The sequence below is a fragment of the Nocardioides pinisoli genome, from assembly GCF_024199985.1.
Taxonomy (GTDB): Bacteria; Actinomycetota; Actinomycetes; order Propionibacteriales; family Nocardioidaceae; genus Nocardioides; species Nocardioides pinisoli.
In genome coordinates this window covers 98,561-124,304 of the sequence record NZ_JANARS010000004.1, presented here as the reverse complement: position 1 = coordinate 124,304, position 25,744 = coordinate 98,561, and the positions used below count along the sequence as shown (strand labels likewise).

The following is a 25,744-nucleotide window of genomic DNA, read 5'->3' as shown; positions in this document are numbered from 1 at the left end:
GGCGTGCCGACGGCGCACCCGTCCGGCTGGGCCCACGCGGACGGCGCGTTGCGCGGTCCGCACTGGCTGCGTGAGCCGAGCGACCCCGACGCCCTCGTGCCGCTGCTCTGGTCGCGGACGGCGAGCAAGGCCGACGGGGTCCTGAGCGTCGGCGGCGTACGGATGCCCGACCTGGTGCGCGAGCACGGCTCGCCGGCCTACGTCCTCGACGAGGCCGACTTCCGGAGCCGGGCCGTCGCCTTCCGCGACGCCTTCGCCGACTACGACGTCTACTACGCGGGCAAGGCGTTCCTCTGCACCACCGTCGCGCGGTGGCTGGCGGAGGAGGGGCTCTCGCTCGACGTGTGCTCCGGGGGCGAGCTCGCCGTCGCGGAGCGCGCCGGCTTCCCGATGGAGCGGGTCGGCTTCCACGGCAACAACAAGACCCTCGGCGAGCTCGAGCGGGCCGTCGAGCTCGGCGTCGGGCGGGTCATCGTGGACTCCTTGCACGAGATCGAGCGCCTGGCGTCGGTCGCCACGGAGCTCGGCCGCACCACCGGCGTGATGGTGCGGGTGACCGCCGGGGTCGAGGCGCACACCCACGAGTACATCGCCACCGCCCACGAGGACCAGAAGTTCGGCTTCTCGATCGCCAGCGGCGACGCGCTGGAGGCCGTGCGCCGGGTGCACGACGCACCGGGCCTGCGCCTGCTGGGCCTGCACTCCCACATCGGGAGCCAGATCTTCGACACCTCCGGCTTCGAGGTGGCGGCGCGGCGCGTGCTCGCGCTGCACGCCCGCGTCGTCGAGGAGGTCGGCGTCGAGATGCCCGAGATGGACCTCGGCGGCGGCTTCGGCATCGCCTACACCACCCAGGACGACCCGTCCGACCCCGCGCAGCTGGCCACCGAGATCACCAAGATCGTCGAGCACGAGTGCCGCGCCCTCGACGTCGCCGTGCCGCGGCTGTCCATCGAGCCCGGCCGGGCGATCGTCGGCCCGTCGATGTGCACCGTCTACGAGGTCGGCACGGTCAAGGAGGTCGCCCTCGACGGCGGGCTCGTGCGCACCTACGTCTCCGTGGACGGCGGAATGAGCGACAACATCCGCACCGCCCTCTACGACGCGGACTACTCCGCGACCGTCGCGTCGCGCCCCTCGGGCGCCCCGCCCGCCCTGTCCAGGGTGGTGGGCAAGCACTGCGAGGCCGGTGACATCGTCGTCAAGGACGAGTTCCTGCCCGGCGACGTGCGTCCCGGAGACCTCGTCGCGGTGCCTGGCACCGGCGCCTACTGCAGATCCATGGCGTCCAACTACAACCACGCCCTGCGTCCTCCGGTGATCGGAGTTCGGGACGGGAAGACTTTCACCGTGCTGCGACGAGAGACTGTGGCCGACCTGTTGGCGACCGATGTGGGTGTTTCATGAGTGACAAGCGCACCTTGAGGGTGGCGGTGCTCGGCTGCGGCGCGGTGGGCTCGCAGGTGGTGCGGCTCCTGGGCGAGCAGCACGACGACCTGGCCGCCCGCGTCGGTGCCCCCGTCGAGCTGGTGGGCGTCGCCGTACGACGTCTCGACGCCCCCCGCGACGTCGACGTGCCCGAGGGCCTGCTGACCACCGACGCCCACGGCCTGGTGGCCCGCGACGACGTCGACCTGGTCGTCGAGGTGATCGGCGGGATCGAGCCGGCGCGCTCGCTCATCCTCTCCGCCCTCCACAACGGCGCCAGCGTGGTCACGGCCAACAAGGCCCTGCTCGCCGAGGACGGCCCGACCCTCTTCGAGGCTGCGGCCAAGGCGGAGCGCGACCTCTACTACGAGGCGGCCGTCGCCGGGGCGATCCCGATCCTGCGTCCGCTGCGCGAGTCGCTCGCCGGCGACCGGGTGACTCGGGTGCTCGGCATCGTCAACGGCACCACCAACTTCATCCTCGACAAGATGGACACCTCCGGCGCCGGCTTCTCCGAGGCGCTGGAGGAGGCCCAGGAGCTCGGCTACGCCGAGGCCGACCCGACGGCCGACGTCGAGGGCTTCGACGCCGCGGCCAAGGCGGCGATCCTCGCCAGCCTCGCCTTCCACTCGCGGGTGACCGCCGCCGACGTCCACCGCGAGGGGATCTCCGAGGTCACCGCCGCCGACGTCGCGAGCGCGCGCGACATGGACTCGGTGGTCAAGCTGCTCGCCATCTGCGAGCTCCGCCCGGGCCCCGACGGCCAGGAGCAGGTCGCGGCCCGCGTGCACCCGGCGATGATCCCGCGCTCCCACCCGCTGGCGAGCGTCCGCGAGGCCTACAACGCGGTGTTCGTCGAGTCGGAGGCCGCCGGCCAGCTGATGTTCTACGGCCCCGGCGCCGGGGGCGCCCCCACGGCCAGCGCCGTGCTCGGCGACCTGGTGACGGTCGCCCGCAACCGCCTGGCCGAGACCCGCGGGGCCGGCGAGTCGGCCTACGCCGATCGCGCGGTCCTGCCGATGGGGGAGACCCGCACCCGCTACCACGTCGCGATCGACGTGGACGACCGCGCCGGTGTGCTCGCCGCGGTGGCCAACGCGTTCGCCGACCACGACGTGTCGATCCAGACCGTCCGCCAGGAGGGTCGCGGTGCCGACGCCCAGCTCGTGGTCGTCTCCCACGCCGCACCCGACGCCGCGCTCAGCGCGACGGTCGACCAGCTCCGCAGCATGGACATCGTCCGCGAGGTCACCTCGGTGATGCGGGTCGAGGGGGGCGACGAGTGAGCCCGGCCCCTGACGCGCCGTGGGCCCACCACCAGTGGCGCGGACTGATCGAGGAGTACCGCGACCTCATCGACCTGCTTCCCGACGACCTCGAGGCGGTCACGCTCCGTGAGGGCGGCACGCCGCTCGTGCACTCCGAGTGGCTGTCCTCGCTCACGGGCGGGCAGGTGTGGCTGAAGGTCGAGGGCGACAACCCGACCGGGTCCTTCAAGGACCGCGGCATGACGACCGCGATCTCGCTCGCGAAGCACGAGGGGGCGCAGGCCGTGGTGTGCGCCTCGACCGGCAACACCTCGGCCTCGATGGCCGCCTACGCCGCCAAGGCGGGCCTCAAGCCGCTGGTGCTCGTGCCGGAGGGCAAGATCGCCGCCGGCAAGATGGCGCAGGCCGTCGTCCACGGCGCCCAGATCATCATGGTGCGCGGCAACTTCGACCACTGCCTGGAGATGGCCAAGGGGCTGGCCTGGAACTACCCGGTCGCCCTGGTCAACTCCGTCAACCCGGTCCGGCTGCAGGGGCAGAAGACCGCGGCCTTCGAGATCTGCGACTTCCTCGGGGACGCTCCCGACTACCACCTCCTCCCCGTGGGCAACGCCGGCAACATCTCGGCCTACTGGATGGGCTACGAGCAGTACGCCGACCTCGGCCGCGCCAGCAAGCGCCCCGTCATGCGGGGCTTCCAGGCCGAGGGTGCCTCGCCGCTCGTGACCGGGGAGCCGTTCCCCGACCCGGAGACCAAGGCAACTGCCATCCGCATCGGCAACCCCGCCTCGTGGAAGCTCGCCGAGGCGGCCGCCCTCGAGTCCGGGGGCCGGTTCGCCGCCCTCTCCGACGCGCAGATCCTCGCCGCCCAGGTCGAGCTGGCCCGCCACGACGGCGTGTTCGTCGAGCCTGCCTCCGCGACCGGCGTCGCGGGCCTGCTCGCCGAGCTCGCCGCCGGCGAGAGCTACGCCGGCGCCACCGTGGCGATCACGGTGACCGGGCACGGCCTCAAGGACACCGCCACGGCCCTGGAGTCGTTCGGCGACGTGGTCGACACCGTGGTCGATGCCGACGTCGACGCGGCGGCCGCCGCGGCGGGCCTGACCTGAGCATGGCCACCTTCGTCGAAGGGCCCGTGCGCGTCACGGTGCCCGCCACGTCGGCCAACCTCGGGCCCGGCTTCGACTCCCTCGGCCTGGCCCTGTCGCTGCGCGACGAGCTCGAGGCGGAGGTGCTGCCCGAGGGCCTCGTGGTCGAGGTCGACGGCGCCGGTGCCGACGGCGTACCGCGTGACGAGTCGCACCTGGTGGTCCGCTCGATGCGGGCCGCCTTCGAGCTGATGGGGGAGCAGCCGCCGGGCCTGCGCCTGCGCTGCCGCAACGCCATCCCGCACGCCCGCGGGCTGGGATCGTCGTCCGCCGCGATCGTGGCCGGCGTCGTTCTGGCGCGGGCGCTGGTGGCGGGAGGCCAGCTCCTCGCCTCCGACGACGCGCTCTTCGACCTCGCCGCCGACCTCGAGGGCCACCCCGACAACGTCGCGCCGGCCTTCTACGGAGGCTTCGTGATCTCGGGACGCGAGGACGGCCACTGGTACGCCGTCCGCGCAGGCGTCGACCCCCGCGTCACCGCGGTCGTGTTCGTCCCGCCCACCGGGGTCGAGACGACGGTCGCCCGCGGACTGCTGCCGGAGTCCGTGCCGCACGCCGACGCCGCCGCCAACTCCGGGCGCGCGGCCCTGCTCGTGGCCGCGCTCAACGGACAGCCCGAGCACCTGCTCGCCGCGACCCGCGACTGGCTGCACCAGGACCAGCGCGAGCCCGCGATGCCCGAGTCGCTCGCGCTCGTACGCCGCCTGCGCGCGGAGGGCGTGCCCGCCGTCGTCTCCGGCGCCGGACCGACCGTGCTGGCGTTCGGGTCGGCCGACACCGCGGCGATCGCCGCACGCTGCCCGGACGGCTGGGCGTGTCACGACCTGGCGATCGAGCCCCGGGGCGCCGTCGTCCTCTGATCGCGCGAACGTCATGGCGGGCGGTTGCCCACCCGGCCGGCGGCCATGACGTCCTCGATGACCTGGGAAGATCCGGCGAGGCCCGCCGCACGTGCGGCGGACGCAGCCCTCTCATGGGCGTTTCGGCGGCCAGAGCCGCCGCACGTGCGCGCAGCCGACGCGGATCGACGCGGGATGTCCGGCTGGACCGCTCGCCCCTGCTAACCTGAACGCGCGCCGTTCGGCGTACCAGCCCGTCCCCGTCCTCGCGATGTCGCGAGGTCCGCGTGGACGGGCGACCACCATCCGCCTCGCCGGCCGCTCGTGTCGGTCCGGGAGGCGACGCGACGTGCGAAGGATCCACGTGACCGAGACCCCCTCTGCTGCTGCGGAGAACGCTGCCCCCGAGACGCCCGCGACCGGCGAGTCGGGCCGCAAGCCCGCCAAGAAGTCCGGCGGGCTCAGCTCCATGCTGCTCGCCGACCTGAAGTCGATGGCCGCGGGCCTCGGGATCGCCGGGGCCGGCTCGATGAAGAAGGCGCAGCTCGTCGACGCCATCCGGGCCAGCCAGTCCGGTGGTGCCGCGGCGCCGTCCGCCCAGCCCGACCAGCCTGCCCAGGCCGCCCCGGCCACGGAGTCCCCGCGCGCCACGGAGCGCGCCGACTCCACGGAGCCCGCGGCGCCTGCCGCCGCGACGGCCGAGCCGGCGCCGCAGACGACCGTGCGCACCCGCACCCGCAAGCAGCGCCAGGCCGAGCAGCAGGCCGAGCGGGCGGAGGAGAAGGCCGAGGACCGGTCCGCGCAGAAGCCCGAGCAGCCGGCCGAGCAGCCGGCCGAGCAGCGGCCGGAGCAGCGGCCGGAGCAGAGGTCGGAGCAGAGGTCGGAGCAGCGCTCCGAGCAGCGCGCGGACAAGCAGGACCAGAAGAAGTCGGACAGGCAGCAGGACCAGGGCCAGAAGCAGGACCAGGGCCAGAAGCAGGACCAGGGCCAGAAGCAGGGGAAGCAGAACCAGCAGGGCCAGCAGGGCCAGCAGGTTAAGCAGGACCGGGACCGCGACCGCCAGGACCGGGACCGCGACCGCCAGGAGCAGAACCGGCAGGACCGCCAGGAGCAGAACCGGCAGGACCAGAACCGCCAGGACCAGCACCTGTCGGACGACGACGAGGACGGCGAGGGCGGCAGCCGTCGCAACCGCCGCCGTCGCGGGCGCGACCGGACCACGGCCCGTCAGGGCAGCGGCCGCAACGAGCCCGACACCACGATCCTCGAGGACGACGTCCTGGTGCCGGCCGCCGGCATCCTCGACGTCCTCGACAACTGTGCGTTCGTGCGCACGTCGGGCTACCTGCCCGGCCCCGAGGACGTCTACCTGTCGCTGTCCATGGTGCGGAAGTACCACCTGCGCCGAGGCGACGCGGTGGTCGGCCAGGTGCGCCAGCCCCGTGAGGGCGAGCGTCGGGAGAAGTTCAACCCGATGGTCCGCATCGACAGCGTCAACGGCACCGAGGCCGAGGGCGCCAAGGAGCGCCCGCAGTTCGCCGACGCGGTGCCGGTCCACCCGCACCAGCGGCTGCGCCTGGCCACGGACGCCGACCTGATCGGACGCGTCGTCGACGTCGCCGCGCCGGTGGGCAAGGGCCAGCGCGGGCTGGTCCTCGCGCCTCCGCGCACCGGCGCGACGACGCTCCTGCAGTCGATCGCCCAGTCGGTCACGTCCAACAACCCGGAGTGCCACGTCATGGTGGTGCTGGTCGACACCCGCCCCGAGGAGGTCACCGACTACCAGCGCGCCGTGAAGGGCGAGGTCGTCGCCTCGACCTTCGACCGGCAGCCGGCCGACCACACCCTGGTCGCCGAGCTCGCCATCGAGCGCGCCAAGCGGCTGGTCGAGCTCGGCCACCACGTGGTCGTCCTGCTGGACTCGCTCACCCGCCTGGGCCGCGCCTACAACCTGGCCGCGCCGGCCAACGGCCGGGTCCTGGCCGGTCTGGTCGACGCCTCGGCGGTGCACCCGACGAAGGAGTTCTTCGGTGCGGCCCGAGCCATCGAGGACGGCGGCTCGCTGACCATCCTGGCGACCGTCGCGGTCGGCACCGGATCGGCCACCGACGAGTTCTTCCTCGAGGAGCTCTCGGGGGCCGCCAACCTCGAGCTGGTGCTCAGCGCGGAGCGCGCCGCCAAGGGCATCGTGCCCGCGGTCGACGTGGCCGCCTCCGGCACCCGCCACGAGGAGAGGCTGCTCGCCCCGGCCGAGGGCGCGGTCGTCGGTGACCTGCGCAAGCAGCTCGCCGCCGCCGACTCCCCGCAGGCCGTGACCAAGATCGTCGGCTCCCGCTGACCCGTCGACTGCCGGCGGGAATCCACGGATTGGCGCCGTTGTTCACACCGGTGGCACACTTGTGCGCCGGTTCCGGTTCACGTCACTACGCGATCCACGCGGGCGACCCGGAACAATTCGAGAGGACACCATGAAGAAGGACACCCACCCCGAGTACGTCGAGACCCAGGTGACCTGCACCTGTGGCGCGTCGTTCACCACCCGCAGCACCGCGACCTCCGGCTCGATCCACGCCGACGTCTGCTCGCAGTGCCACCCGTTCTACACCGGCAAGCAGAAGATCCTCGACACCGGCGGCCGCGTCGCCCGCTTCGAGGCTCGCTACGCCAAGAAGGCTCCGGCCCAGGCCGAGACGGCCGACACGAAGTAGCTCACGCCAGGCGCCGGTCGCCCGCTCACCGCGGGTGGCCGGCGCCTTGTCGTCTGCCCACCCGAGCCCGAGGAGTCACCGTTGTTCGAAGCCGTCGACGGCATGCGCGAGGAGCACGCCGACCTCGAGCGGCGCCTCGCGCTCCCCGAGACCCATGCCGACCAGCGCCTGGCCAAGCAGCTCAACCAGCGCTACGCCGAGCTGACGGCCGTCGTCACGACCTGGCAGGAGTGGCTGCGGCTGGGCGACGACATCGAGGCCGCGCGCGAGCTGGCCTCCGACGACCCCGCCTTCGCGCAGGAGGCCGAGGAGCTCGCCGTCCGGCGTGCCACCGCCGAGGAGCGGCTGCGCCGGCTGCTCGTGCCCCGCGACGCCGCCGACGGCAAGGACGCCCTGCTGGAGATCAAGTCGGGGGAGGGGGGCGAGGAGTCCGCGCTCTTCGCCGGCGACCTGCTGCGGATGTACTCCCGCTACGCCGAGACCCGCGGCTGGAGCGTCGAGCTGCTCGACGCCACCGAGTCCGACCTCGGCGGCTACAAGTCGGTCACCGCGGCCGTCAAGGCCCGGGGCACGGTCGAGCCGGGTCAGGCGCCCTACGCCCTGCTCAAGTTCGAGGGTGGGGTGCACCGCGTCCAGCGGGTGCCGGTGACCGAGTCGCAGGGCCGCGTGCACACCTCGGCCGCCGGCGTGCTCGTCTCGCCCGAGGCGGAGCCGGTCGACGTCACCATCGACGACAACGACCTGCGCATCGACGTCTACCGCTCCAGCGGCCCGGGCGGGCAGAGCGTCAACACCACCGACTCCGCCGTCCGCATCACCCACCTGCCCACCGGCATCGTGGCGAGCTGCCAGAACGAGAAGAGCCAGCTGCAGAACAGGGAGTCCGCGATGCGGATCCTGCGCTCGCGGCTGCTCCAGGCCGCCCAGGACGCCGCCGACGCCGAGGCCAGTGACGCGCGCCGCTCGCAGGTCCGCACGGTCGACCGCTCCGAGCGCATCCGCACCTACAACTTCCCGGAGAACCGGATCTCCGACCACCGCACCGGCTACAAGTCCTACAACCTCGACCAGGTGCTCGACGGCGACCTCCAGCCGGTGCTCGACTCGTGCGTGGAGGCCGACATGGCCGCCCGGCTCGCTGCCCTCGAGTCATGAGCGACGCCCGCGACCTGCGCCGCGCCGCCGCGGCCCGGCTCCGCGAGGCCGGCGTCGCCTCGCCCGAGCGTGACGCCGAGCTGCTGCTGGCCCACGTCCTCGACGTCGGCCTCGGCCGGCTGCTGCTGGTCGACGACGTCGACGCCGACCAGCGCGAGCACTACGACGCCCTCGTGGCCCGCCGCGCGGCCCGCGAGCCGCTGCAGCACCTCGTCGGCACCGCAGCCTTCCGCCACGTGGAGCTCGCCGTCGGTCCCGGCGTCTTCGTGCCGCGCCCCGAGACCGAGCTGCTGGCGGGCTGGGCGATCGAGCAGGCGCAGCTGGTCTCCGCGCTGGTCGCGGGGGAGCGGGCGCCCGTCGTCGTCGACCTCTGCACGGGCTCGGGCGCGATCGCCCGGGCGGTGGCCGACGAGGTCCCCGGCGCCGAGGTGCACGCGGTCGAGCTCGACGAGCAGGCCTTCGCCTGGGCCGAGCGCAACCTCGCCGGGACCGGTGTCGACCTGCGTCCCGGCGACATGGCCACCGCGTTCGACGACCTGACCGGCGCGGTCGACGTCGTCGTGTGCAACCCGCCCTACATCCCGCTCGAGGCGTGGGAGTCGGTCGCCGTCGAGGCCCGCGACCACGACCCCCACCTCGCCCTGTTCTCCGGCGACGACGGGCTCGACGCGATGCGGGTCCTCGAGCGTCGCGCCGCGCTGCTGCTGCGGCCCGGGGGAGTGGTGGGCGCCGAGCACGCCGACGTCCAGGGCGCCGCCGCGCCGGGCGTCTTCGCCGCGTCGGGTCGCTGGCTCGACGTGACCGACCACCCCGACCTCGCGGGTCGACCGCGCTACCTGACCGCGCGACTGGCACGATGAGCGGCGTGGACAGGCTTGCGACCTCGACCGAGGAGGACCGGGAGGCGGCGGTGAGCGCCGCCGCCGGCGCCGTACGACGTGGGGACCTCGTGGTCATCCCGACCGACACCGTCTACGGCATCGCCGCCGACGCGTTCTCCCACGACGCCGTACGACGCCTCCTGCAGGCCAAGGGCCGCGGCCGCGACATGCCGCCGCCGGTGCTGGTCTCGGCCGCGACCACCCTCGACGCCCTCGCCGAGGGGGTGCCCCCGTGGGCGCGCACCCTCGTCGAGGAGTTCTGGCCCGGCCCGCTGACGCTCGTGTGCCGGCAGCAGGGATCGCTGATGTGGGACCTGGGTGAGACCCGCGGCACCGTCGCTGTGCGCATGCCCGACGACGAGGTGGCCCTCGCGGTGCTCGAGCGCACGGGGCCGCTGGCCGTCAGCTCGGCCAACCTCACCGGCCGGCCCGCGGCGACCGACGCCGACCAGGCCGAGGAGATGCTCGGCGACGCCGTCGCGGTCATCGTCGACGCCGGCACCTCACCGGGCGGGGAGGCCTCGACGATCGTCGACGTCACCGTGCCCCAGGGCCGGGTGCTGCGGCTGGGCGCGCTGTCGCTGGAGCAGCTCAACGCCGCGATCGAGGAGCACGGCGTGGTGCTCGAGGACCTGGGCTAGGCCGGATGCGGGAGTACCTCCTCGTCTTCCTGGTCGCCCTCTCGGTGACCTACCTGCTCACGGTGGTCGCGCGGGAGTTCGCGCTGCGCACCGGAGCCGTCGCCGCGGTCCGCGACCGTGACGTGCACGCCGAGCCGATCCCCTACCTCGGCGGCCTGGCGATGCTCGGCGGGCTCTACGCGGCCTACCTCGTCGCCCGGCACCTGCCGTTCCTGTCGACCAGCGAGGAGTTCGTCCTCCCCGACGCCGGTGCCGTCCTCCTGGCCGGCGCGCTCGTGTGCGCCGTCGGGGTGATCGACGACATCTTCGACCTCGACGCGCTCACCAAGCTCGGCGGGCAGGTGCTGGCTGCCGGCCTCCTCGTCACGCAGGGGGTGCGGTTCTACTACTTCCCGGCCGCCGACGGCACGCAGTTCTCCCTCGACGACGTGCAGGGCGCCGTGCTGACCCTCGTCGTGGTGATCGGCACGATGAACGCCGTCAACTTCGTCGACGGGCTCGACGGGCTGGCCGCGGGGGTGGTGGGCATCGGGGCGGCGGCGTTCTTCCTCTACTGCTACTTCGCCTCCGCGCAGACCAACCTGACCCTCGCCACGACCGGTGCCCTGCTGAGCGCCGCCCTCGCGGGGGCGTGCGCGGGCTTCCTCCCGCACAACTTCCATCCCGCCCGGCTCTTCATGGGCGACTCCGGCTCGATGCTCATCGGGCTCGTGCTGTCGGCGAGCGCGCTCACGCTGACCGGGCAGTTCGTCGGCATGCCGGAGACGACGGGCAACAGCCTCTTCGTCACCGTGCTGCCGGTGCTGCTGCCGATCTCGCTGCTGATGGTGCCGATCGCCGACCTCGTGCTGGCCGTCGTACGACGCACGCGTGCCGGACGCTCGCCGATGAGCGCCGACAAGCAGCACCTGCACCACCGCCTCCTCGAGATCGGGCACTCCCAGCGGCGTGCGGTGCTGATCATGTGGACCTGGGCCTTCACCATCGCCACGGGGGCGGTGCTGGTCAGCCTGTTCGACGACCCGCTGGTGTGGTGGGGCCTCGGCACGATGATCGTGCTCAGCGTGGCGCTGACCTTCGTGCTGCCCAAGGTCCACCGACCGCGCAAGACGGGTCTCGGCGACACCGGGCTGCCTGAGAACGCCGACCTCGAGGGACGCGCGGACGAGCCCGTCGCCGGATCGTGATTTCAGCGCCATGACGACTTTGTGATAGTTTTCACGAGCAGTCACGCACCGACCGCCGAGACCAGACAGGCCGCCGAAATGACGACCGAGAGCCGCGCGATCCCCCGCCGCAGCAGCCTCGTGCCGGGCGTCCGGGCCGTCGTCCGCGCAGCCGCTTTGACGTCCCTCGCCGGGGCCCTCCTGGTGCTCCTCGCCGCCGTCGTGCACGGGGCCGAGGCGGCCGCGGCCGCCGCTGTCGGGGCCGGGCTCGTGGTCCTCGTGGTGTCCTTCGGCACGCTGTCGTTGCACCTCGTCGCGAGCGCGATGCCCACGGCCTCCCTGCTCGTCGCACTCGTCACCTACGCCACCCAGCTGGCGATCGTGCTCCTGGTCTTCCTCGCCATCACCCGCGGCGACGCGTTCGCGGGCGACCAGGCGCGAGGCTGGCTGGCCGCGGGCATGGTCGTCGCGACCCTGGTGTGGACGGTCGCGCACCTCGTGCTGACCGCACGCGAGCGGGCCCCCTACTTCGACCTCCCGCCCGGGGGTGAGTCATGACTTCGACGACTGCTAAAGTCCGCAGCGCCATGGCCGAGTCCGGCGCTTCTTCCTCCCAACCGCCACGCAGCAGTGCCCCCAGCTACCTGGTGGCCGGGGTGCTGTTCTACGGAGCGGTCGGTTGGCTCCTGGACCAGTGGCTGGGCACCCGCTTCCTGGTGGCGGCGGGGGTCCTGCTCGGCGGGGGACTTGGCACGTACATGATGATCGTGCAGCTCCAGCGGCAGACCGCTGCGGAGCAGGCGCGCGCCAGCAACAAGACGAGCAACACGAGCAACGAGGAGTCGGAGTGAGCTACAGCCAGCCTGTCGCGGCAGAGGGCGGTTCGGAATTCCACGCCCCCGGCCCCGGGAGCTTCGAGCTGCCGCCGATCTTCGGCGACGTCACCAAGCCGATGCTGCTGCTCGCGCTGTCGGCCGTGATCGTCTTCGGCTTCTTCTACCTCGCCACGCGCAACGCCTCGCTGGTGCCGGGTCGCCTGCAGTTCGCCGGCGAGATGATCTACGGCTTCGTGCGCAACAACATGGCTCGCGACAACATCGGCAGCGAGCACTACATGAAGTTCGTGCCCTACCTGTTCACGCTGTTCACCTTCATCCTGGTGAACAACTACTACGGCGTGATCCCGTTCCTGCAGTTCCCGAGCTTCTCGCGCATCGGCTTCATCGTCCCGCTCGCGCTGATGAGCTGGCTCCTCTACATCGGCGCCGGCATCTGGAAGCACGGTGCGCTCGGCTACCTCAAGCACGCCACCATGCCCAGCGGCGTCAAGGGCCCGATCCTGCTGCTGCTCGTGCCGCTGGAGTTCTTCTCCAACATCATCATCCGCCCGTTCACGCTCACGCTGCGTCTGTTCGGCAACATGTTCGCCGGCCACCTGCTGCTGATCCTGTTCGCCACCGGCGGTGCCGCCCTCCTCGCGAGCGGCAACATCCTCTACGGCGCCGTCGGCGTCCTGTCCTTCGGGCTGGGCATCGGCGTCAGCTTCCTGGAGATGCTGGTCATGTTCCTCCAGGCCTACGTCTTCACCCTCCTGAGCTCGATGTACATCGGCGAGGCCCTCGCCGACGAGCACTGATCAGCACCACCCCCCACAAGTTTCGCCAAACAGCGGCGCGAGAGACGCGTCGCCGACGAAAGGAAAAGCCGTGGAAGGCTCCATCAACCTGGTCGGTCTCGGCCTGTCCGCCATCGGTCCCGGTGTCGGTATCGGCCTGATCTTCGCCGCGTTCATCTCCGGTGTCGCGCGCCAGCCCGAGGCTCAGAGCCGTCTGCAGTCGATCGCCATCCTTGGCTTCGTTCTCGCCGAGGCGCTCTTCATCATCACCGTCGCGCTCGCGTTCGTCCTGCCTCTCTGACGACCGTCGCACCCAGCTCTAGACCGTAGGAGTTCGACTCATGGACCACATCGTCCTGGCGGCGGCAGAGGGCGAGACCCACAGTCCGGTTCTGCCGGTCTGGTCAGAGGTCATCCTCGCCCTGATCGTCTTCGCGATCCTCTTCGTGCTCATGCGCAAGTTCGTCGTGCCGAGCTTCGAGAAGACCTTCGCGGAGCGCACGCAGGCGATCGAGGGTGGGCTCAGCGCGGCCGAGTCCAAGCAGGCCGAGGCCGACGCCAAGCTCGCCGAGCTCGAGAAGCAGCTCGCCGACGCCCGGCACGAGGCCGCACGCATCCGTGAGGAGGCGCGCGAGCAGGGTGCCGCGATCATCGCGGAGATGCGGGAGCAGGCCCAGGCCGAGTCCTCCCGGATCGTCGAGCACGGCAAGACGCAGATCGAGGCCGAGCGCCAGCAGGCGGTCACCTCCCTGCGTGCCGAGGTCGGCGCCCTCGCGACCGGCCTGGCCGGCCGCATCGTGGGCGAGAGCCTCGACGACGAGGCTCGCCAGAGCCGCGTGGTCGACCGGTTCCTGTCCGAGCTCGAGGCGCAGAACGGCACCACCTCGGCACAGTCGGGGAGCGTCAACTGATGATGCGAGGAGCCTCTGCCGACGCCTACGCCGCCACCGCCGGCGCCCTCACGGGCGCCGGTGACGCGGCCGCGGTCGGTCGGGACCTGTTCGGGGTGGCGGACCTCCTCCGCTCCGAGCCCGCACTTCGCCGCGTCGCCACCGACGCGTCGATCGACAGCGACGCGAAGGCCGGGCTGCTCCGTCAGGTGCTCTCCGGCAAGGTCTCCGACCTGGCGCTGGCCGTGGTGACCATCGCGGTCGCCCAGCGCTGGACCGCCAGCCGCGACCTCGCCGACGCCCTCGAGCGCCTCGGTGTGATCTCGGTGGCGACGTCAGCGGGGGGCGACGCCGGTCGCCTCGAGGACGAGCTGTTCGCCTTCGGGCGGGTCGTCCAGGACAACCCCGAGCTGCGTGACGCGCTGTCCGACCCGGCCCGCAACCGTGACGACAAGTCGCGGCTGCTGGCCGACCTGCTGGGGGACAAGGTGCTCCCGGCGACGGTCGCGCTCGTGCAGCAGTCGCTGTCGGGCAGCTACCGCACCGTCGGAGTGGCACTGGCCGACTACCAGAAGGTGGCGGCCGAGGTCCGCGGCCAGGGCGTGGCGACGGTCCGTGTGGCCCGTCCGCTCTCCGACGCCGACCGGCAGCGGCTGGCCGAGGCGCTCTCGCGCAACTACGGCCGGGAGATCCACCTCAACGTCGTCGTCGACCCCGACGTCATCGGCGGCATCCGCGTCGAGACCGGTGACGACGTCATCGACGGGACGGTGTCCAGCCGTCTCGACGAGGCCCGGCGCCGCCTCGCCGGCTGAGCACGACGGCACCACGCAGCACCCAGAACTTTCGAGCCCAGAACTTTCGAGCAGTGAAGACCCAGGAACAGGTGAGATGAGATGACGGAGCTTTCCATCCGTCCGGACGAGATCCGGGACGCGCTCCAGCGCTTCGTGTCCGACTACAAGCCCGACACGGCGACCACGGAAGAGGTCGGCACCGTCGCGGAGGCCGGTGACGGCATCGCCCGCGTCAGCGGACTGCCCTCGGTCATGGCCAACGAGCTGCTCGAGTTCGAGGACGGCACGCTGGGCATCGCCCTCAACCTCGACACCCGCGAGATCGGCGTCGTGGTCCTGGGTGACTTCGACAAGATCGAGGAGGGCCAGGCGGTCCGCCGCACCGGCGAGATCCTCTCGGTCCCGGTGGGCGACGGCTACCTCGGCCGCGTCGTCGACCCGCTCGGCACCCCCATCGACGGCCTCGGCGACGTCGCGACCTCCGGTCGTCGTCCCCTGGAGCTCCAGGCCGCGTCCGTGATGGAGCGCAAGTCGGTGCACGAGCCGCTCGCGACCGGCATCAAGGCCATCGACGCCATGACGCCGATCGGCCGCGGCCAGCGCCAGCTGATCATCGGTGACCGTGCGACCGGCAAGACCACCATCGCCATCGACACGATCATCAACCAGAAGCAGTACTGGGAGACCGGCGACCCGGAGAAGCAGGTCCGCTGCATCTACGTCGCCATCGGCCAGAAGGGCTCGACCATCGCCTCCGTGCGTGGCGCCCTCGAGGAGGCCGGCGCGCTGGAGTACACCACCATCGTGGCCTCCCCGGCGTCCGACTCCGCCGGCTTCAAGTACCTCGCCCCCTACACCGGCTCGGCCATCGGCCAGCACTGGATGTACGAGGGCAAGCACGTCCTCATCGTCTTCGACGACCTGACCAAGCAGGCCGAGGCCTACCGCGCCGTGTCGCTGCTGCTGCGCCGCCCGCCGGGCCGCGAGGCCTACCCGGGCGACGTGTTCTACCTGCACAGCCGGCTGCTCGAGCGTTGCGCGAAGCTGTCCGACGAGATGGGCAAGGGCTCGATGACCGGCCTGCCGATCATCGAGACGAAGGCCAACGACGTCTCGGCGTTCATCCCGACCAACGTCATCTCGATCACCGACGGCCAGATCTTCCTGCAGTCCGACCTGTTCGCGGCCAACCAGCGCCCGGCCATCGACGTCGGTGTGTCGGTCTCGCGCGTGGGTGGCTCGGCGATGACCAAGGCGATGAAGGCCGTCACCGGCTCGCTCAAGGTCGACCTGGCGCAGTTCCGCGCGATGGAGGCGTTCGCGATGTTCGCCTCCGACCTCGACGCGGCGTCGCGCCAGCAGCTCGACCGCGGCCAGCGGCTGATGGCCCTGCTCAAGCAGCCGCAGTACTCGCCCTACCCGCTGGACGAGATGACCGCGTCACTGTGGCTCGGCACCACCGGCCGTCTCGACCGGGTGCCGACCGACGACGTGCTGCGCTTCGAGCACGAGTTCATCGACTACCTGCGTCGCAGCCACGAGGGCATCCTCGCCGGCATCCGCGAGACCACGAAGTTCGACGACGACGCGGAGGCCGAGCTCGCCTCGGCCTACGACTCCTTCCTCGACCAGTTCGAGACTTCCGACGGCCAGAGCATCAAGGCCGGCAAGGAAGAGCACGTCGCCCTCGAGGACGAGGACGTCGAGCAGGAGCAGATCGTCAAGCAGAAGCGGGGCTGACGCCATGGCTCTCTCCGTACGCGAGTACCGCGCGCGGATCAAGTCGACGGAGTCGATGAAGAAGATCACGCGTGCGATGGAGCTCATCGCGGCTTCGCGGATCATCAAGGCCCAGCAGCGAGCCCAGGCCGCCGCGCCCTACGCCCGTGAGCTGACCCGCGCGGTGTCGGCCGTGGCGACGTTCTCCAACGTCGACCACGCGCTGACCACCGAGCCCGAGGACCCCAAGAAGGCAGCCGTCCTCGTGGTCACCTCCGACCGCGGACTTGCCGGCGCCTACTCCTCGAGCGTCATCAAGGAGGCCGAGCGCCTCGTCGAGAAGCTCAAGGGCGAGGGCAAGGACGTCGACCTCTACACCAGCGGTCGCAAGGGTGAGGCCTACTTCAAGTTCCGCCAGCGGGAGGTCGTCCAGGCCTGGACGGGCTTCTCCGACCAGCCGACCTACGACGTCGCGGCCGAGATCGGCGCCACGCTGATCGCGGCGTTCCTGGCTGACGCCGAGGACAGCGAGTCCGACGTCCGCGACGTCGACGAGGTCCACGTGGTCTACACGCGGTTCCGCTCGATGCTCAGCCAGGAGCCGACGGCGGTGCGCCTGCTGCCCCTGGAGGTCGTCGAGGGCACGGAGGCCCCTGACAAGGCCGACCTGCTGCCGCTCTACGAGTTCGAGCCGTCCCCCTCGGAGGTGCTCGACTCCCTGCTGCCGCGCTACGTCCAGAGCCGCATCTTCTTCGCCCTGCTGCAGGCGGCCGCCTCCGAGCTGGCCGCGCGTCAGAAGGCGATGAAGTCCGCGACGGACAACGCCGACGAGCTCATCAAGAAGTACACCCGCATCGCCAACCAGGCCCGCCAGGCCGGTATTACCCAGGAAATCAGCGAGATCGTCGGTGGCGTCAACGCCCTTGCCGACGCCAACGCCGGGAGTGAGTGAGAGAACATGACTGCAACCGTTGAAGAGACCACGACGAGCGGCAACGCCGGCTCGGTCGGTCGCATCACGCGCGTCATCGGCCCGGTCGTGGACATCGAGTTCCCGACCGACGCCATGCCGGCGATCTACAACGCCCTCAAGGTCGACCTGACCCTGAGCGGCGTGACCACGACGATCACCCTCGAGGTCGCCCAGCACATCGGCGACGGCATGGTCCGTGCCATCTCGATGAAGCCCACCGACGGCCTCGTGCGCGGTGCGCAGGTGACCGACACCGGTGAGTCGATCACCGTCCCCGTGGGCGACGCGACCCTCGGCAAGGTGTTCAACACCACCGGGGACTGCCTCAACCTCGCCGAGGGCGAGACCCTCGACGTCAAGGAGCGGTGGGGCATCCACCGCAAGGCGCCGGCGTTCGACCAGCTCGAGTCGAAGACGCAGATGTTCGAGACCGGCATCAAGGTCATTGACCTGCTCACCCCCTACGTGCAGGGCGGCAAGATCGGCCTGTTCGGTGGTGCCGGCGTGGGCAAGACCGTGCTCATCCAGGAGATGATCGCCCGCGTGGCGAAGGACCACGGTGGTGTGTCGGTGTTCGCCGGTGTCGGCGAGCGCACCCGTGAGGGCAACGACCTCATCGTCGAGATGGAGGAGGCCGGCGTCATCGGCCAGACCGCCCTCGTCTTCGGCCAGATGGACGAGCCGCCGGGCACGCGCCTGCGCGTCGCCCTGTCGGCCCTGACGATGGCGGAGTACTTCCGCGACGTGCAGAAGCAGGACGTGCTGCTCTTCATCGACAACATCTTCCGCTTCACCCAGGCCGGTTCCGAGGTCTCCACGCTGCTCGGTCGCATGCCGTCCGCGGTGGGCTACCAGCCCAACCTGGCCGACGAGATGGGTCAGCTGCAGGAGCGCATCACCTCGACGCGTGGTCACTCGATCACCTCGATGCAGGCGATCTACGTCCCCGCCGACGACTACACCGACCCGGCCCCGGCCACGACCTTCGCGCACCTCGACGCGACGACCGAGCTGTCGCGCGAGATCGCCTCGCTCGGCATCTACCCGGCCGTGGACCCGCTGACGTCGACCTCGCGGATCCTCGACCCGCAGTACATCGGCGACGAGCACTACCGCTGCGCCGTGCGGATCAAGCAGATCCTGCAGCGCAACAAGGAGCTCCAGGACATCATCGCGATCCTCGGTGTCGACGAGCTCTCCGAGGAGGACAAGATCATCGTCTCCCGGGCCCGCCGCATCCAGCGCTTCCTGTCCCAGAACACCTACGTCGCCAAGCAGTTCACCGGCATCGAGGGTTCGACCGTCCCGGTGGCCGACACCATCGAGGCGTTCAACAAGATCGCTGACGGCGAGTACGACCACGTGGCCGAGCAGGCCTTCTTCATGTGCGGCGGTCTGGACGACGTCGAGCAGAAGTGGGCCGAGATCCAGAAGAGCCTCTGATGGCCGAGTCGACCGACAAGGCCCTCCAGGTCGAGCTGGTCGCTGCCGACCGGCTCGTCTGGTCGGGTCAGGCCACTATGGTCATCGCCCGCACCACCGAGGGCGACGTCGGCATCCTGCCCAACCACGCGCCGCTGCTGTCCTCGATCATCGAGGGCGTCGTGGACGTGCAGACGGCGGAGGGCGAGACCTGGATCGCGGCCGTCGACGCCGGGTTCATCTCGGTCGCCGACAACCGCGTCTCGATCCTCGCCGAGCGAGCCGAGATGTCGCACGAGATCGACCTGGAGAAGGCGCGCCAGGACCTCGAGCGGGCCAAGGAAGCCGGCGAGAACGACGACGCGGCCCAGGAGGCCGTGCGTCGTGCCGAGGCACGCATCCGTGCCGTGGAGCGGGCCTCCTGACGAGGCCCGTCCGACGACCGCTAGGGTGAGCGCACGAACCGCTGGGTTCGTGCGCTCACTGCGTTCGAGGGGTGTGGATGCCGGTCTGGGAATGGGCGCTCGACATCGTCGGGCTGTGCCTGCTCCTCGCCCTGCTCTACGGCATCGCCCTCATCGTCCGCCGACGCCTGCTGGCGCGGCACGGCGGCACGTTCGAGCTCAGCTACCGAGCACGCAGCGAGCACCCCGGCCGTGGCTGGCTGCTCGGCATCGGCCGCTACTCCGGCCAGTCGCTGGAGTGGTTCCGGATCTTCTCGCTGTCGCCGCGCCCCAAGCGGGTGTGGGCCCGCGACCTGCTGGAGTACGCCGGACGGCGCGCGCCGGCCGGCGCCGAGGAGATGTCGCTCTACGACGGCCACGTCGTGGCGTCGTGCCACTACGACGGCGAGCCGCTGGAGATCGCGATGAGCGAGGCCTCGCTCACCGGCTTCCAGTCCTGGCTGGAGGCCGGGCCGCCGGGCACCGACTGGAACCGGCGCTAGTCAGGTCGCGTGCGACGCCGGTCCGGTCGACCCGCCCACCCGCATCCTGACGGGCAGCAGCACGTCGTCCACCGGCTCGCCGGCGATGCGGGACAGGGCGGCCCGGGCCGTGGCCCGTCCCTTCTCGGCCAGCGGCTGCACGACGGTCGTGAGCTCGAGGTCGAGCCACGGCGTCGCGACGCCGTCGAACCCGGCGACGCTGAGGTCGCCGGGCACGTCCAGGCCACGTCGTCGTGCCTCCAGCACCACGCCCGCAGCCTGCACGTCGCTCTGGCAGACCACGGCGCTCGCCTCGCCGCCGCCGTCCCACCACGCGCCGACCATGCGCTGGGCGGCGACGAGGTCGCTGGCACAGGGGCCCACGAGCTCGGCGTCCGGGTAGACGTCCCGCAGGCCGGCCTCGCGCTCGCGCTGGGGGTGGGAGGCCTCGAGCGTCAGGGTCGCGACCCGTCGGTGGCCGAGGTCGTGGAGGTGCCGGGCCACCTCGGCCGCGCCGCGACGGTGCTCCACGTCGACGTAGGTGGCTCCGGCCCACGCGGGGCCCTCGACGACGACCAGCGGCACGCCGCGGGCGACCAGGTCGTCGTAGGCGCCCCAGGTCTCGCTCCCGCAGATGTCGTAGATGACGGCGTCGAGGGGGAGTCCTGCGTGCTCGTCGCCCTCGGGCATGAGCAGAAGGCCGAGTCCGGCCGCGTCGAGGACCTCCGAGACGGCGTCGAGCATCGGCAGCGCCGCCGGGTCGCGGAAGGCCGTGCTGAGCCGACCGACGGCGACGCCCACGACGCCGCTGCGGCCGCGGCGCAGGTTGCGGGCCAGCGGGTTGGGGCCGGCGTAGCCGAGGGCTCCCGCGGCGGCCAGCACCCGCTCGCGGGTCTCCTCCGAGACCGGCTTGTTGCCGGAGAACGCCAGCGAGGCCGTCGAGAGGGACACCCCCGCCGCGGCGGCGACGTCGGCCAGCGTGGGATTGCGCGCGGGGCTGCGAGTTGGACCGGACACGCCGTGGACGATAGCATCGAATCGATTCGATCGAAACGTTTCGTCCCGCACCGAGGAGCAGCACCGTGCCGACCCTGACCGCCGCCCGCAACGCCGTGGGGCTGACGTTCTTCCTCAACGGCCTGGTCTTCTCCAGCTGGGTCTCCCGCATCCCCGAGGTGCGGTCGAGCTTCGGGCTCACCAACGGCCAGCTCGGCCTCGTGCTGCTCGCCATCGCCCTGGGCTCGGTGCTGGCGCTGCCCACGACCGGCGCCGCCATCAACGCCCTGGGCACCGTGCGCATCGTGCGGCTCGGCGCGGCCGCCGCCACCGTGGGCATGGCGGCCGCCGCCCTCGGGCTGGGGCACGTGCTGCCACTGACCGTCGCCGGGCTCTTCGTCTACGGTCTCGGCATCGGCGTGTGGGACGTGGCGATGAACGTCGAGGGTGCCGAGGTCGAGCGCGGCCTGAGGCGGACGATCATGCCGCGCTTCCACGCCGGGTTCAGCGGCGGCACGGTGGTCGGCGCGCTGGTCGGCGCCCTGCTGGTCGAGCTCGAGGTCCCCGCGGTGGCCCACCTGGTCGGCGTCGTGCTGCTCGCCATCGTGCTGGTCTGGCGCTCGTCGCCGTCCTTCCTGCCGGTGGTGGAGCGGCACGAGGAGACCGCCACCTCGGCGGCGCGTGCGTGGCTGGAGCCGCGCACGCTGCTCATCGGCGTGATGGTGCTGGCGCTGGCCATGACCGAGGGCACGGCCAACGACTGGCTGGCCGTCGCCCTCGTCGACGGTCACGACGTGTCCCACGCGGTGGGCGTGGCGGGCTTCGCCGTGTTCGTGCTCGCGATGACTGCCGGCCGCTTGGCCGGCACCGGCCTCATCGACCGGTTCGGCCGCGTGGTCGTGCTGTGGGGCACGATGGCGCTCGCAGGTGCGGGCGTGCTGCTGATCGTGCTGGCCGAGCAGCCCGCGCTGGTCGTGGTCGGCATCGTCCTCTGGGGCGTGGGCGCCTCGATGGGCTTCCCCGTCGGCATGAGCGCCGCCGCCGACGATCCGGTCCGGGCGGCGTCGCGGGTCAGCGTGGTGTCGACCATCGGCTACGCGGCGTTCCTCGCCGGTCCGCCGCTGCTCGGCTTCGTCGGCGACGAGGTCGGCACGCTCAAGGCGTTGCTGGTGGTCGCGGTGCTGCTGATGCCGGCTGCGCTGGTCGTGCCCGCCGCCCGGGAGCAGCGGGCCGGCCAGCCCTCGCGGGTCGGGTAGCCGGTCCGGCTGCAGCCCCCTCACTCGTCGAACAGGCCGCGGATGTCGTCGGCGGTGATGCCGGTCGACGTCGCGCCGCCACCGTCGACCACCTTGGCGAAGAGCTCGGCCTTGCGCGCCTTGAGGGCGGTGACCTTCTCCTCGATGGTGTCGGTGGCGACCAGGCGGTAGACCAGCACGTGCTTGTCCTGCCCGATCCGGTGGGCCCGGTCGACGGCCTGCGCCTCCGCGGCGGGGTTCCACCAGGGGTCGAGCAGGAACACGTAGTCGGCCTCGGTGAGGGTCAGGCCGGTGCCGCCCGCCTTGAGGCTGATCAGGAACACCGGCGCCTCGCCGCGGCGGAAGGCCTCGATGACCTCCTCGCGGTCGCGCGTCGAGCCGTCGAGGTAGACGGTGGCGACCCCCTCCTCGGTGAGCCGGTCGCGGACGCGGCGCAGGAAGGAGGTGAACGTGCTGAACACGAGCGAGCGGTGGCCCTCGGCGGTGATCTCTAGGAGGTGCTCGGCGAGCAGCTGGGTCTTGGCCGAGCCGACGTGGTCGTGGGCGGGGTCGACCAGCGCGGGGTCGAGGGCGAGCTGTCGGAGCCGGGTGAGCGCGCTGAAGATGGCCACCCGGTTGCGATCGAAGTCGTCCACCAGCCCCAGGATCTTCTGCCGCTCCTTGGCGAGGTGGGTGTCGTAGATCCGGCGGTGCCGCGGCTCGAGCTCGACCTCGAGCACCTGTTCCTGCTTGGGTGGCAGCTCGGCCGCAACGAGGTCCTTGGTGCGCCGCAGCACGAACGGCCGGATGCGGGTGCGGAAGCGTCGCAGCGCGGCATCGTCCCCTTCCTTCTCCACGGGCCCCACCACGACCTCGCGGAAGCGGCGCGAGGTGGGGTAGAGACCGGGCGCGGCGATCGACAGCAGCGACCACAGCTCCATCAGCCGGTTCTCGAAGGGCGTGCCCGTGACGGCGAGGCGGAAGTCGGCCTCGACCGCCCGGGCCGCCGCATAGGTCTTGCCGAGGTGGTTCTTGACCTGCTGCGCCTCGTCGAGCACCAACCCGCTCCACCGTCGCGCGGTGAACTGCGCGCGCTCGAGCCGCAGCATGGCGTAGGTGGTGACCACCACGTCGTGGGTCGCGGCGACCCGTGCCACGTCGTCGCTCCGGCGGCGTACGACGCCCACGCGCAGGCCGGGCGCGTGGGTGACCGCCTGCTGCCGCCAGGCGGTCACCACGCTGGTCGGGGCGACCACGAGGAAGGGTGCCTCGAGCCCGGACGAGCGCACGTGCTCGACGAGCGCGAGCACCTGGAGCGTCTTGCCGAGACCCATGTCGTCGGCCAGGATGCCGCCGAGCCCGTGGGCGTGCAGGAAGGCGAGCCACCAGAAGCCGTCGCGCTGATAGGGGCGGAGCTCGGTCCTCAGGCCCGGCGGCGGGTCAGGGCGCGGCAGCTCGGTGACGTCGCGCAGGGCGGTCGCCCGCTCGACCCAGGCCGCGGCCCGCCCGTCGACGACGCCGAGGTCGGCGAGCTCGGCCCAGATGCCGAGGTCGTGCGTGCCCACGCTGAGGCGGTCGGGGTCGGACTCGCGCAGCTGCGCCGCCAGCGCCACCACCTCGTGCAGCCGGGCGAACTCGGGTCGGTCGAGCGTGACGTAGGTGCCGCTGGGGAGGACGAGGAACTCCTCCTCGCGCGTGAGTGCCGCCAGCACGACCGGCAGCGGGACCTGCTCGCCGTCGACGCTCACCTGCACCTCGAGGTCGAGCCAGTCGGTGTGGTCGGGCTGTGCGTCGGCGAGGACGAAGGCGATCTGCGGGTCCTCGGTCGACTCGCGGAAGTCGGGCGGCGCGAGCTCCTCGACGTCGACGTCGGGCAGGGTGCGCAGGTGGGGGAGGTCGTGCAGGGCGAGCGCGAGCGCGTCGCCGTCCGACAGGATCTCCGGTGCCCGTCCGGAAGGCGTGCCGGTCGGGGTGAGCGACTCGGGGAGCGTGGCGAGGACCGAGCGCTCCGCCGCGGGGTCGCGCAGGCCGTCGAGCGGGTCGCTCGCACCGAGGTCGCAGCGACGCTCGCCGTAGACCCACTGCCAGCGCAGCTCGGCCGACGTCGAGGACTGCCACGCGACGGTCAGCGCGAGCCTGGGGCGGGGTGGGGCGGGGACCTCGACGGAGCCGTCGGACGACTCGACCGCGAGGCTGCGCGCCAGCGGCGCGAGCGCCTGGAGGAAGGCGTCGCGCTCGTCGTGAGGTGCTGCCACGCCGCGGTGGTCGAGGACGAGGTCCATCAGCGCGTCGTGGCACGGCTTGGACAGCTCCGCCAGGACCACGTCGTCGTCGTCGAACAGGGCCACCGACGTGGCCGGGCGACCGAGCGGGACCACCTCGCCGCCGCGCCAGCGCCGACCCTGCAGCCGCACCGACACGTCGAGGCGCAGCTCGTCGTCGCCCTCGACCAGGTCGGCGACGACCCCCGCCGGCTCGGGGGAGACGACGACTGACGCGAGGCCCGCGCCGGGCACGAGCGTGACGCCCTGCGAGACCGCCTCGCGCAGCGCCGGCACGAGCCGTTCGCCGTAGTCCTCGAGGGCCGACGCCGCACCCGCCACGAGGTAGGCGTGGCGCGCGACCAGGCCGCGGTGGAGGGCGCGCAGGGCGTCCACCTGCGCGGGCACGAAGCGCGAGGTCGCTACCGGCCCGGCGAGGTCGCTCCACTCCGCCCCGCTGCGCGCCCAGCCGCGTCGCGCCCCCGGCCGGACCGGACGCATCGACAGCTCGCCGGCGGTGCCCCGGGACCAGCGCGAGGCCGGCCTCCTGCTGATCTCGAGCCCGAGGCGCTGGCCGGTGAGCGTCGAGCGGGCCCGGGCCTCGAGGTCGCCCGTGAGCCGGCCCAGCTGGTGGCGCCACGCCGAGCCGGTGGCCGCCGGCTCGGGGGAGCGCAGTGTGAGCGCGACGGCCGCGCCGTGCTTGCACATCCGGGCGACCGGGCACGTGCAGGCGCTGAAGACCCAGTCGGACGCCGCGTCGACCTCGGCGTGGAACTGGACCTCGTAGGGCACCGGCGCTGTGCCGAGGACCGTCGCGGTGGCCGTCAGCGAGCTGTCGGTCTCGTGGACGACCTCGAGCTCGTCGACGGCGTCGAGGTAGTGCCGGGCGCGCACCAGCGTGCCGGCGTCGAAGTAGCCGGCGAGGTAGGCGTCGGTGAGCGCGTGGCGGATGTCCATGGGCGCTTCATCGTGCCACCGCGGGCCGACAGCCCGCGGCCGCTCTCCACAGCCCCCGGACGCCCGCGGTCAGTGCTCGTGGGCAGCGCTCGTGGGCAGCGCTCGCGGTCAGCGCTCGCCGCCGGGCACCCACAGCACGTCGCCGTTGTCGCGGTTGGCGTGACGGGCGAGGATGAAGAGCAGGTCGGAGAGGCGGTTGAGGTAGGTGATCGCGAGGATGTTCATCGTGTCCTCGTGCTCGCCCCAGGCCGCCCAGCCTGCCCGCTCGGCACGGCGTACGACGGTGCGCGCGACGTGCAGGTGGGCGGCCGCGGTCGTGCCGCCGTTGAGGATGAACGACCGCAGCGCGGGCAGGTCCTCGTTGTAGCGGTCGCACCACGCCTCGAGGCGGTCGACGTAGTCCTGCTCGATGCGCAGCGGCGGGTACTCCGGGTCCGCGACGACCGGGGTGCAGAAGTCCGCGCCGACGTCGAAGAGGTCGTTCTGCACGCGGGTGAGCACCGCGACCACGTCGTCGTCCAGCCCGCCGTGGGCCAGCGCGACACCGATGTGGGCGTTGCCCTCGTCCACGCAGGCGTAGGCCTCGAGGCGGAGGTCCGTCTTCGAGGTCTCGCTCATGTCGCCGAGCCGGGTGCGGCCGGCGTCGCCGGTGCGGGTGTAGATGCGCGTCAGGTTGACCATGCTGCGGAGCCTAGCCGCCGGGACGCGCCGTAAAAGGTG

25 protein-coding genes are annotated in these 25,744 nt (G+C 72.0%); 22 read left to right on the top strand and 3 right to left on the bottom strand.

The genetic code is table 11. From position 1 onward, the window contains the following. Positions 1-3: 3 nt before the first annotated feature. From lysA to NCI01_RS09895, 21 genes are all read left to right on the top strand, one after another. Positions 4-1,407 carry a diaminopimelate decarboxylase gene (lysA, locus tag NCI01_RS09995; protein WP_254181339.1) on the top strand — a complete coding sequence of 468 codons (1,404 nt, stop codon included), beginning with the start codon at positions 4-6 and terminating at the stop codon, positions 1,405-1,407. After that, a complete protein-coding gene (locus NCI01_RS09990) occupies positions 1,404-2,714 on the top strand; it encodes a homoserine dehydrogenase (RefSeq protein WP_254181338.1) in 1,311 nt (436 codons plus the stop codon). Before lysA ends, NCI01_RS09990 begins: the two co-directional genes overlap by 4 nt. Further along, positions 2,711-3,805, top strand: a complete 1,095-nt coding sequence (gene thrC / locus NCI01_RS09985) for a threonine synthase (protein ID WP_254181337.1) — start codon at positions 2,711-2,713, stop codon at positions 3,803-3,805. Before NCI01_RS09990 ends, thrC begins: the two co-directional genes overlap by 4 nt. 2 nt (positions 3,806-3,807) lie before the next feature. Next, positions 3,808-4,704, top strand: coding sequence for a homoserine kinase (gene thrB / locus NCI01_RS09980; protein ID WP_254181336.1), 897 nt, complete (start codon positions 3,808-3,810; stop codon positions 4,702-4,704). Positions 4,705-5,047: 343 nt separating this feature from the next. Continuing rightward, complete coding sequence (gene rho / locus NCI01_RS09975) at positions 5,048-7,021, top strand: transcription termination factor Rho (RefSeq protein ID WP_254181335.1); 1,974 nt, start codon at positions 5,048-5,050, stop codon at positions 7,019-7,021. 130 nt (positions 7,022-7,151) lie between these two features. After that, positions 7,152-7,391, top strand: coding sequence for a 50S ribosomal protein L31 (rpmE, locus tag NCI01_RS09970; protein WP_254181334.1), 240 nt, complete (start codon positions 7,152-7,154; stop codon positions 7,389-7,391). Between the two features lie 81 nt (positions 7,392-7,472). Then, positions 7,473-8,546 carry a peptide chain release factor 1 gene (gene prfA / locus NCI01_RS09965; protein ID WP_254181333.1) on the top strand — a complete coding sequence of 358 codons (1,074 nt, stop codon included), beginning with the start codon at positions 7,473-7,475 and terminating at the stop codon, positions 8,544-8,546. Continuing rightward, complete coding sequence (gene prmC / locus NCI01_RS09960; protein ID WP_254181332.1) at positions 8,543-9,406, top strand: peptide chain release factor N(5)-glutamine methyltransferase; 864 nt, start codon at positions 8,543-8,545, stop codon at positions 9,404-9,406. The genes prfA and prmC overlap by 4 nt, the downstream gene beginning before the upstream one ends. A gap of 5 nt (positions 9,407-9,411) precedes the next feature. After that, a complete protein-coding gene (locus NCI01_RS09955) occupies positions 9,412-10,068 on the top strand; it encodes an L-threonylcarbamoyladenylate synthase (RefSeq protein WP_372495140.1) in 657 nt (218 codons plus the stop codon). 5 nt (positions 10,069-10,073) lie between these two features. Next, positions 10,074-11,255 (top strand): MraY family glycosyltransferase, encoded by a 1,182-nt coding sequence (locus NCI01_RS09950; protein ID WP_254181330.1) that lies wholly within the window; start codon positions 10,074-10,076, stop codon positions 11,253-11,255. Between the two features lie 78 nt (positions 11,256-11,333). Further along, positions 11,334-11,792 (top strand): hypothetical protein, encoded by a 459-nt coding sequence (locus NCI01_RS09945; RefSeq protein ID WP_254181329.1) that lies wholly within the window; start codon positions 11,334-11,336, stop codon positions 11,790-11,792. A 29-nt stretch (positions 11,793-11,821) separates the two neighbouring features. Next, complete coding sequence (locus NCI01_RS09940) at positions 11,822-12,085, top strand: AtpZ/AtpI family protein (RefSeq protein WP_254181328.1); 264 nt, start codon at positions 11,822-11,824, stop codon at positions 12,083-12,085. Continuing rightward, positions 12,082-12,870, top strand: coding sequence for a F0F1 ATP synthase subunit A (gene atpB / locus NCI01_RS09935; RefSeq protein ID WP_254181327.1), 789 nt, complete (start codon positions 12,082-12,084; stop codon positions 12,868-12,870). The genes NCI01_RS09940 and atpB overlap by 4 nt, the downstream gene beginning before the upstream one ends. 70 nt (positions 12,871-12,940) lie before the next feature. After that, entirely contained in the window at positions 12,941-13,150 is a 210-nt protein-coding gene (atpE, locus tag NCI01_RS09930; RefSeq protein WP_030482691.1) for an ATP synthase F0 subunit C, read from the top strand. A 40-nt stretch (positions 13,151-13,190) separates the two neighbouring features. Further along, a complete protein-coding gene (locus NCI01_RS09925) occupies positions 13,191-13,760 on the top strand; it encodes a F0F1 ATP synthase subunit B (RefSeq protein ID WP_172258751.1) in 570 nt (189 codons plus the stop codon). Then, the gene (locus NCI01_RS09920) at positions 13,760-14,554 is read left to right on the top strand and encodes a F0F1 ATP synthase subunit delta (RefSeq protein ID WP_254181326.1); all 795 of its coding nucleotides are present in this window, start codon (positions 13,760-13,762) and stop codon (positions 14,552-14,554) included. The genes NCI01_RS09925 and NCI01_RS09920 overlap by 1 nt, the downstream gene beginning before the upstream one ends. Positions 14,555-14,635: 81 nt before the next feature. Next, positions 14,636-16,276, top strand: a complete 1,641-nt coding sequence (atpA, locus tag NCI01_RS09915; protein WP_254181325.1) for a F0F1 ATP synthase subunit alpha — start codon at positions 14,636-14,638, stop codon at positions 16,274-16,276. Between the two features lie 4 nt (positions 16,277-16,280). After that, positions 16,281-17,207: a F0F1 ATP synthase subunit gamma gene (locus NCI01_RS09910; RefSeq protein WP_254181324.1), complete on the top strand. Its 927-nt coding sequence runs from the start codon at positions 16,281-16,283 to the stop codon at positions 17,205-17,207. 6 nt (positions 17,208-17,213) lie between these two features. Continuing rightward, complete coding sequence (atpD, locus tag NCI01_RS09905) at positions 17,214-18,671, top strand: F0F1 ATP synthase subunit beta (protein WP_254181323.1); 1,458 nt, start codon at positions 17,214-17,216, stop codon at positions 18,669-18,671. Beyond that, positions 18,671-19,075, top strand: coding sequence for a F0F1 ATP synthase subunit epsilon (locus NCI01_RS09900; protein ID WP_254181322.1), 405 nt, complete (start codon positions 18,671-18,673; stop codon positions 19,073-19,075). Before atpD ends, NCI01_RS09900 begins: the two co-directional genes overlap by 1 nt. 77 nt (positions 19,076-19,152) lie before the next feature. Continuing rightward, entirely contained in the window at positions 19,153-19,596 is a 444-nt protein-coding gene (locus NCI01_RS09895; protein ID WP_254181321.1) for a DUF2550 domain-containing protein, read from the top strand. Here the strand turns inward: NCI01_RS09895 and NCI01_RS09890 are convergent, their stop codons facing one another. After that, the gene (locus tag NCI01_RS09890; RefSeq protein WP_254181320.1) at positions 19,597-20,592 is read right to left on the bottom strand and encodes a LacI family DNA-binding transcriptional regulator; all 996 of its coding nucleotides are present in this window, start codon (positions 20,590-20,592) and stop codon (positions 19,597-19,599) included. 65 nt (positions 20,593-20,657) lie between these two features. Here NCI01_RS09890 and NCI01_RS09885 point away from each other — a divergent pair, with 65 nt between their 5' ends. Beyond that, the gene (locus tag NCI01_RS09885; RefSeq protein WP_254181319.1) at positions 20,658-21,827 is read left to right on the top strand and encodes an MFS transporter; all 1,170 of its coding nucleotides are present in this window, start codon (positions 20,658-20,660) and stop codon (positions 21,825-21,827) included. A gap of 20 nt (positions 21,828-21,847) precedes the next feature. Here NCI01_RS09885 and NCI01_RS09880 read toward each other — a convergent pair whose 3' ends face one another. Then, positions 21,848-25,024 (bottom strand): DEAD/DEAH box helicase, encoded by a 3,177-nt coding sequence (locus tag NCI01_RS09880; RefSeq protein WP_254181318.1) that lies wholly within the window; start codon positions 25,022-25,024, stop codon positions 21,848-21,850. A gap of 108 nt (positions 25,025-25,132) precedes the next feature. Next, positions 25,133-25,705, bottom strand: a complete 573-nt coding sequence (locus NCI01_RS09875; RefSeq protein WP_254181317.1) for a cob(I)yrinic acid a,c-diamide adenosyltransferase — start codon at positions 25,703-25,705, stop codon at positions 25,133-25,135. Positions 25,706-25,744: the final 39 nt, after the last annotated feature.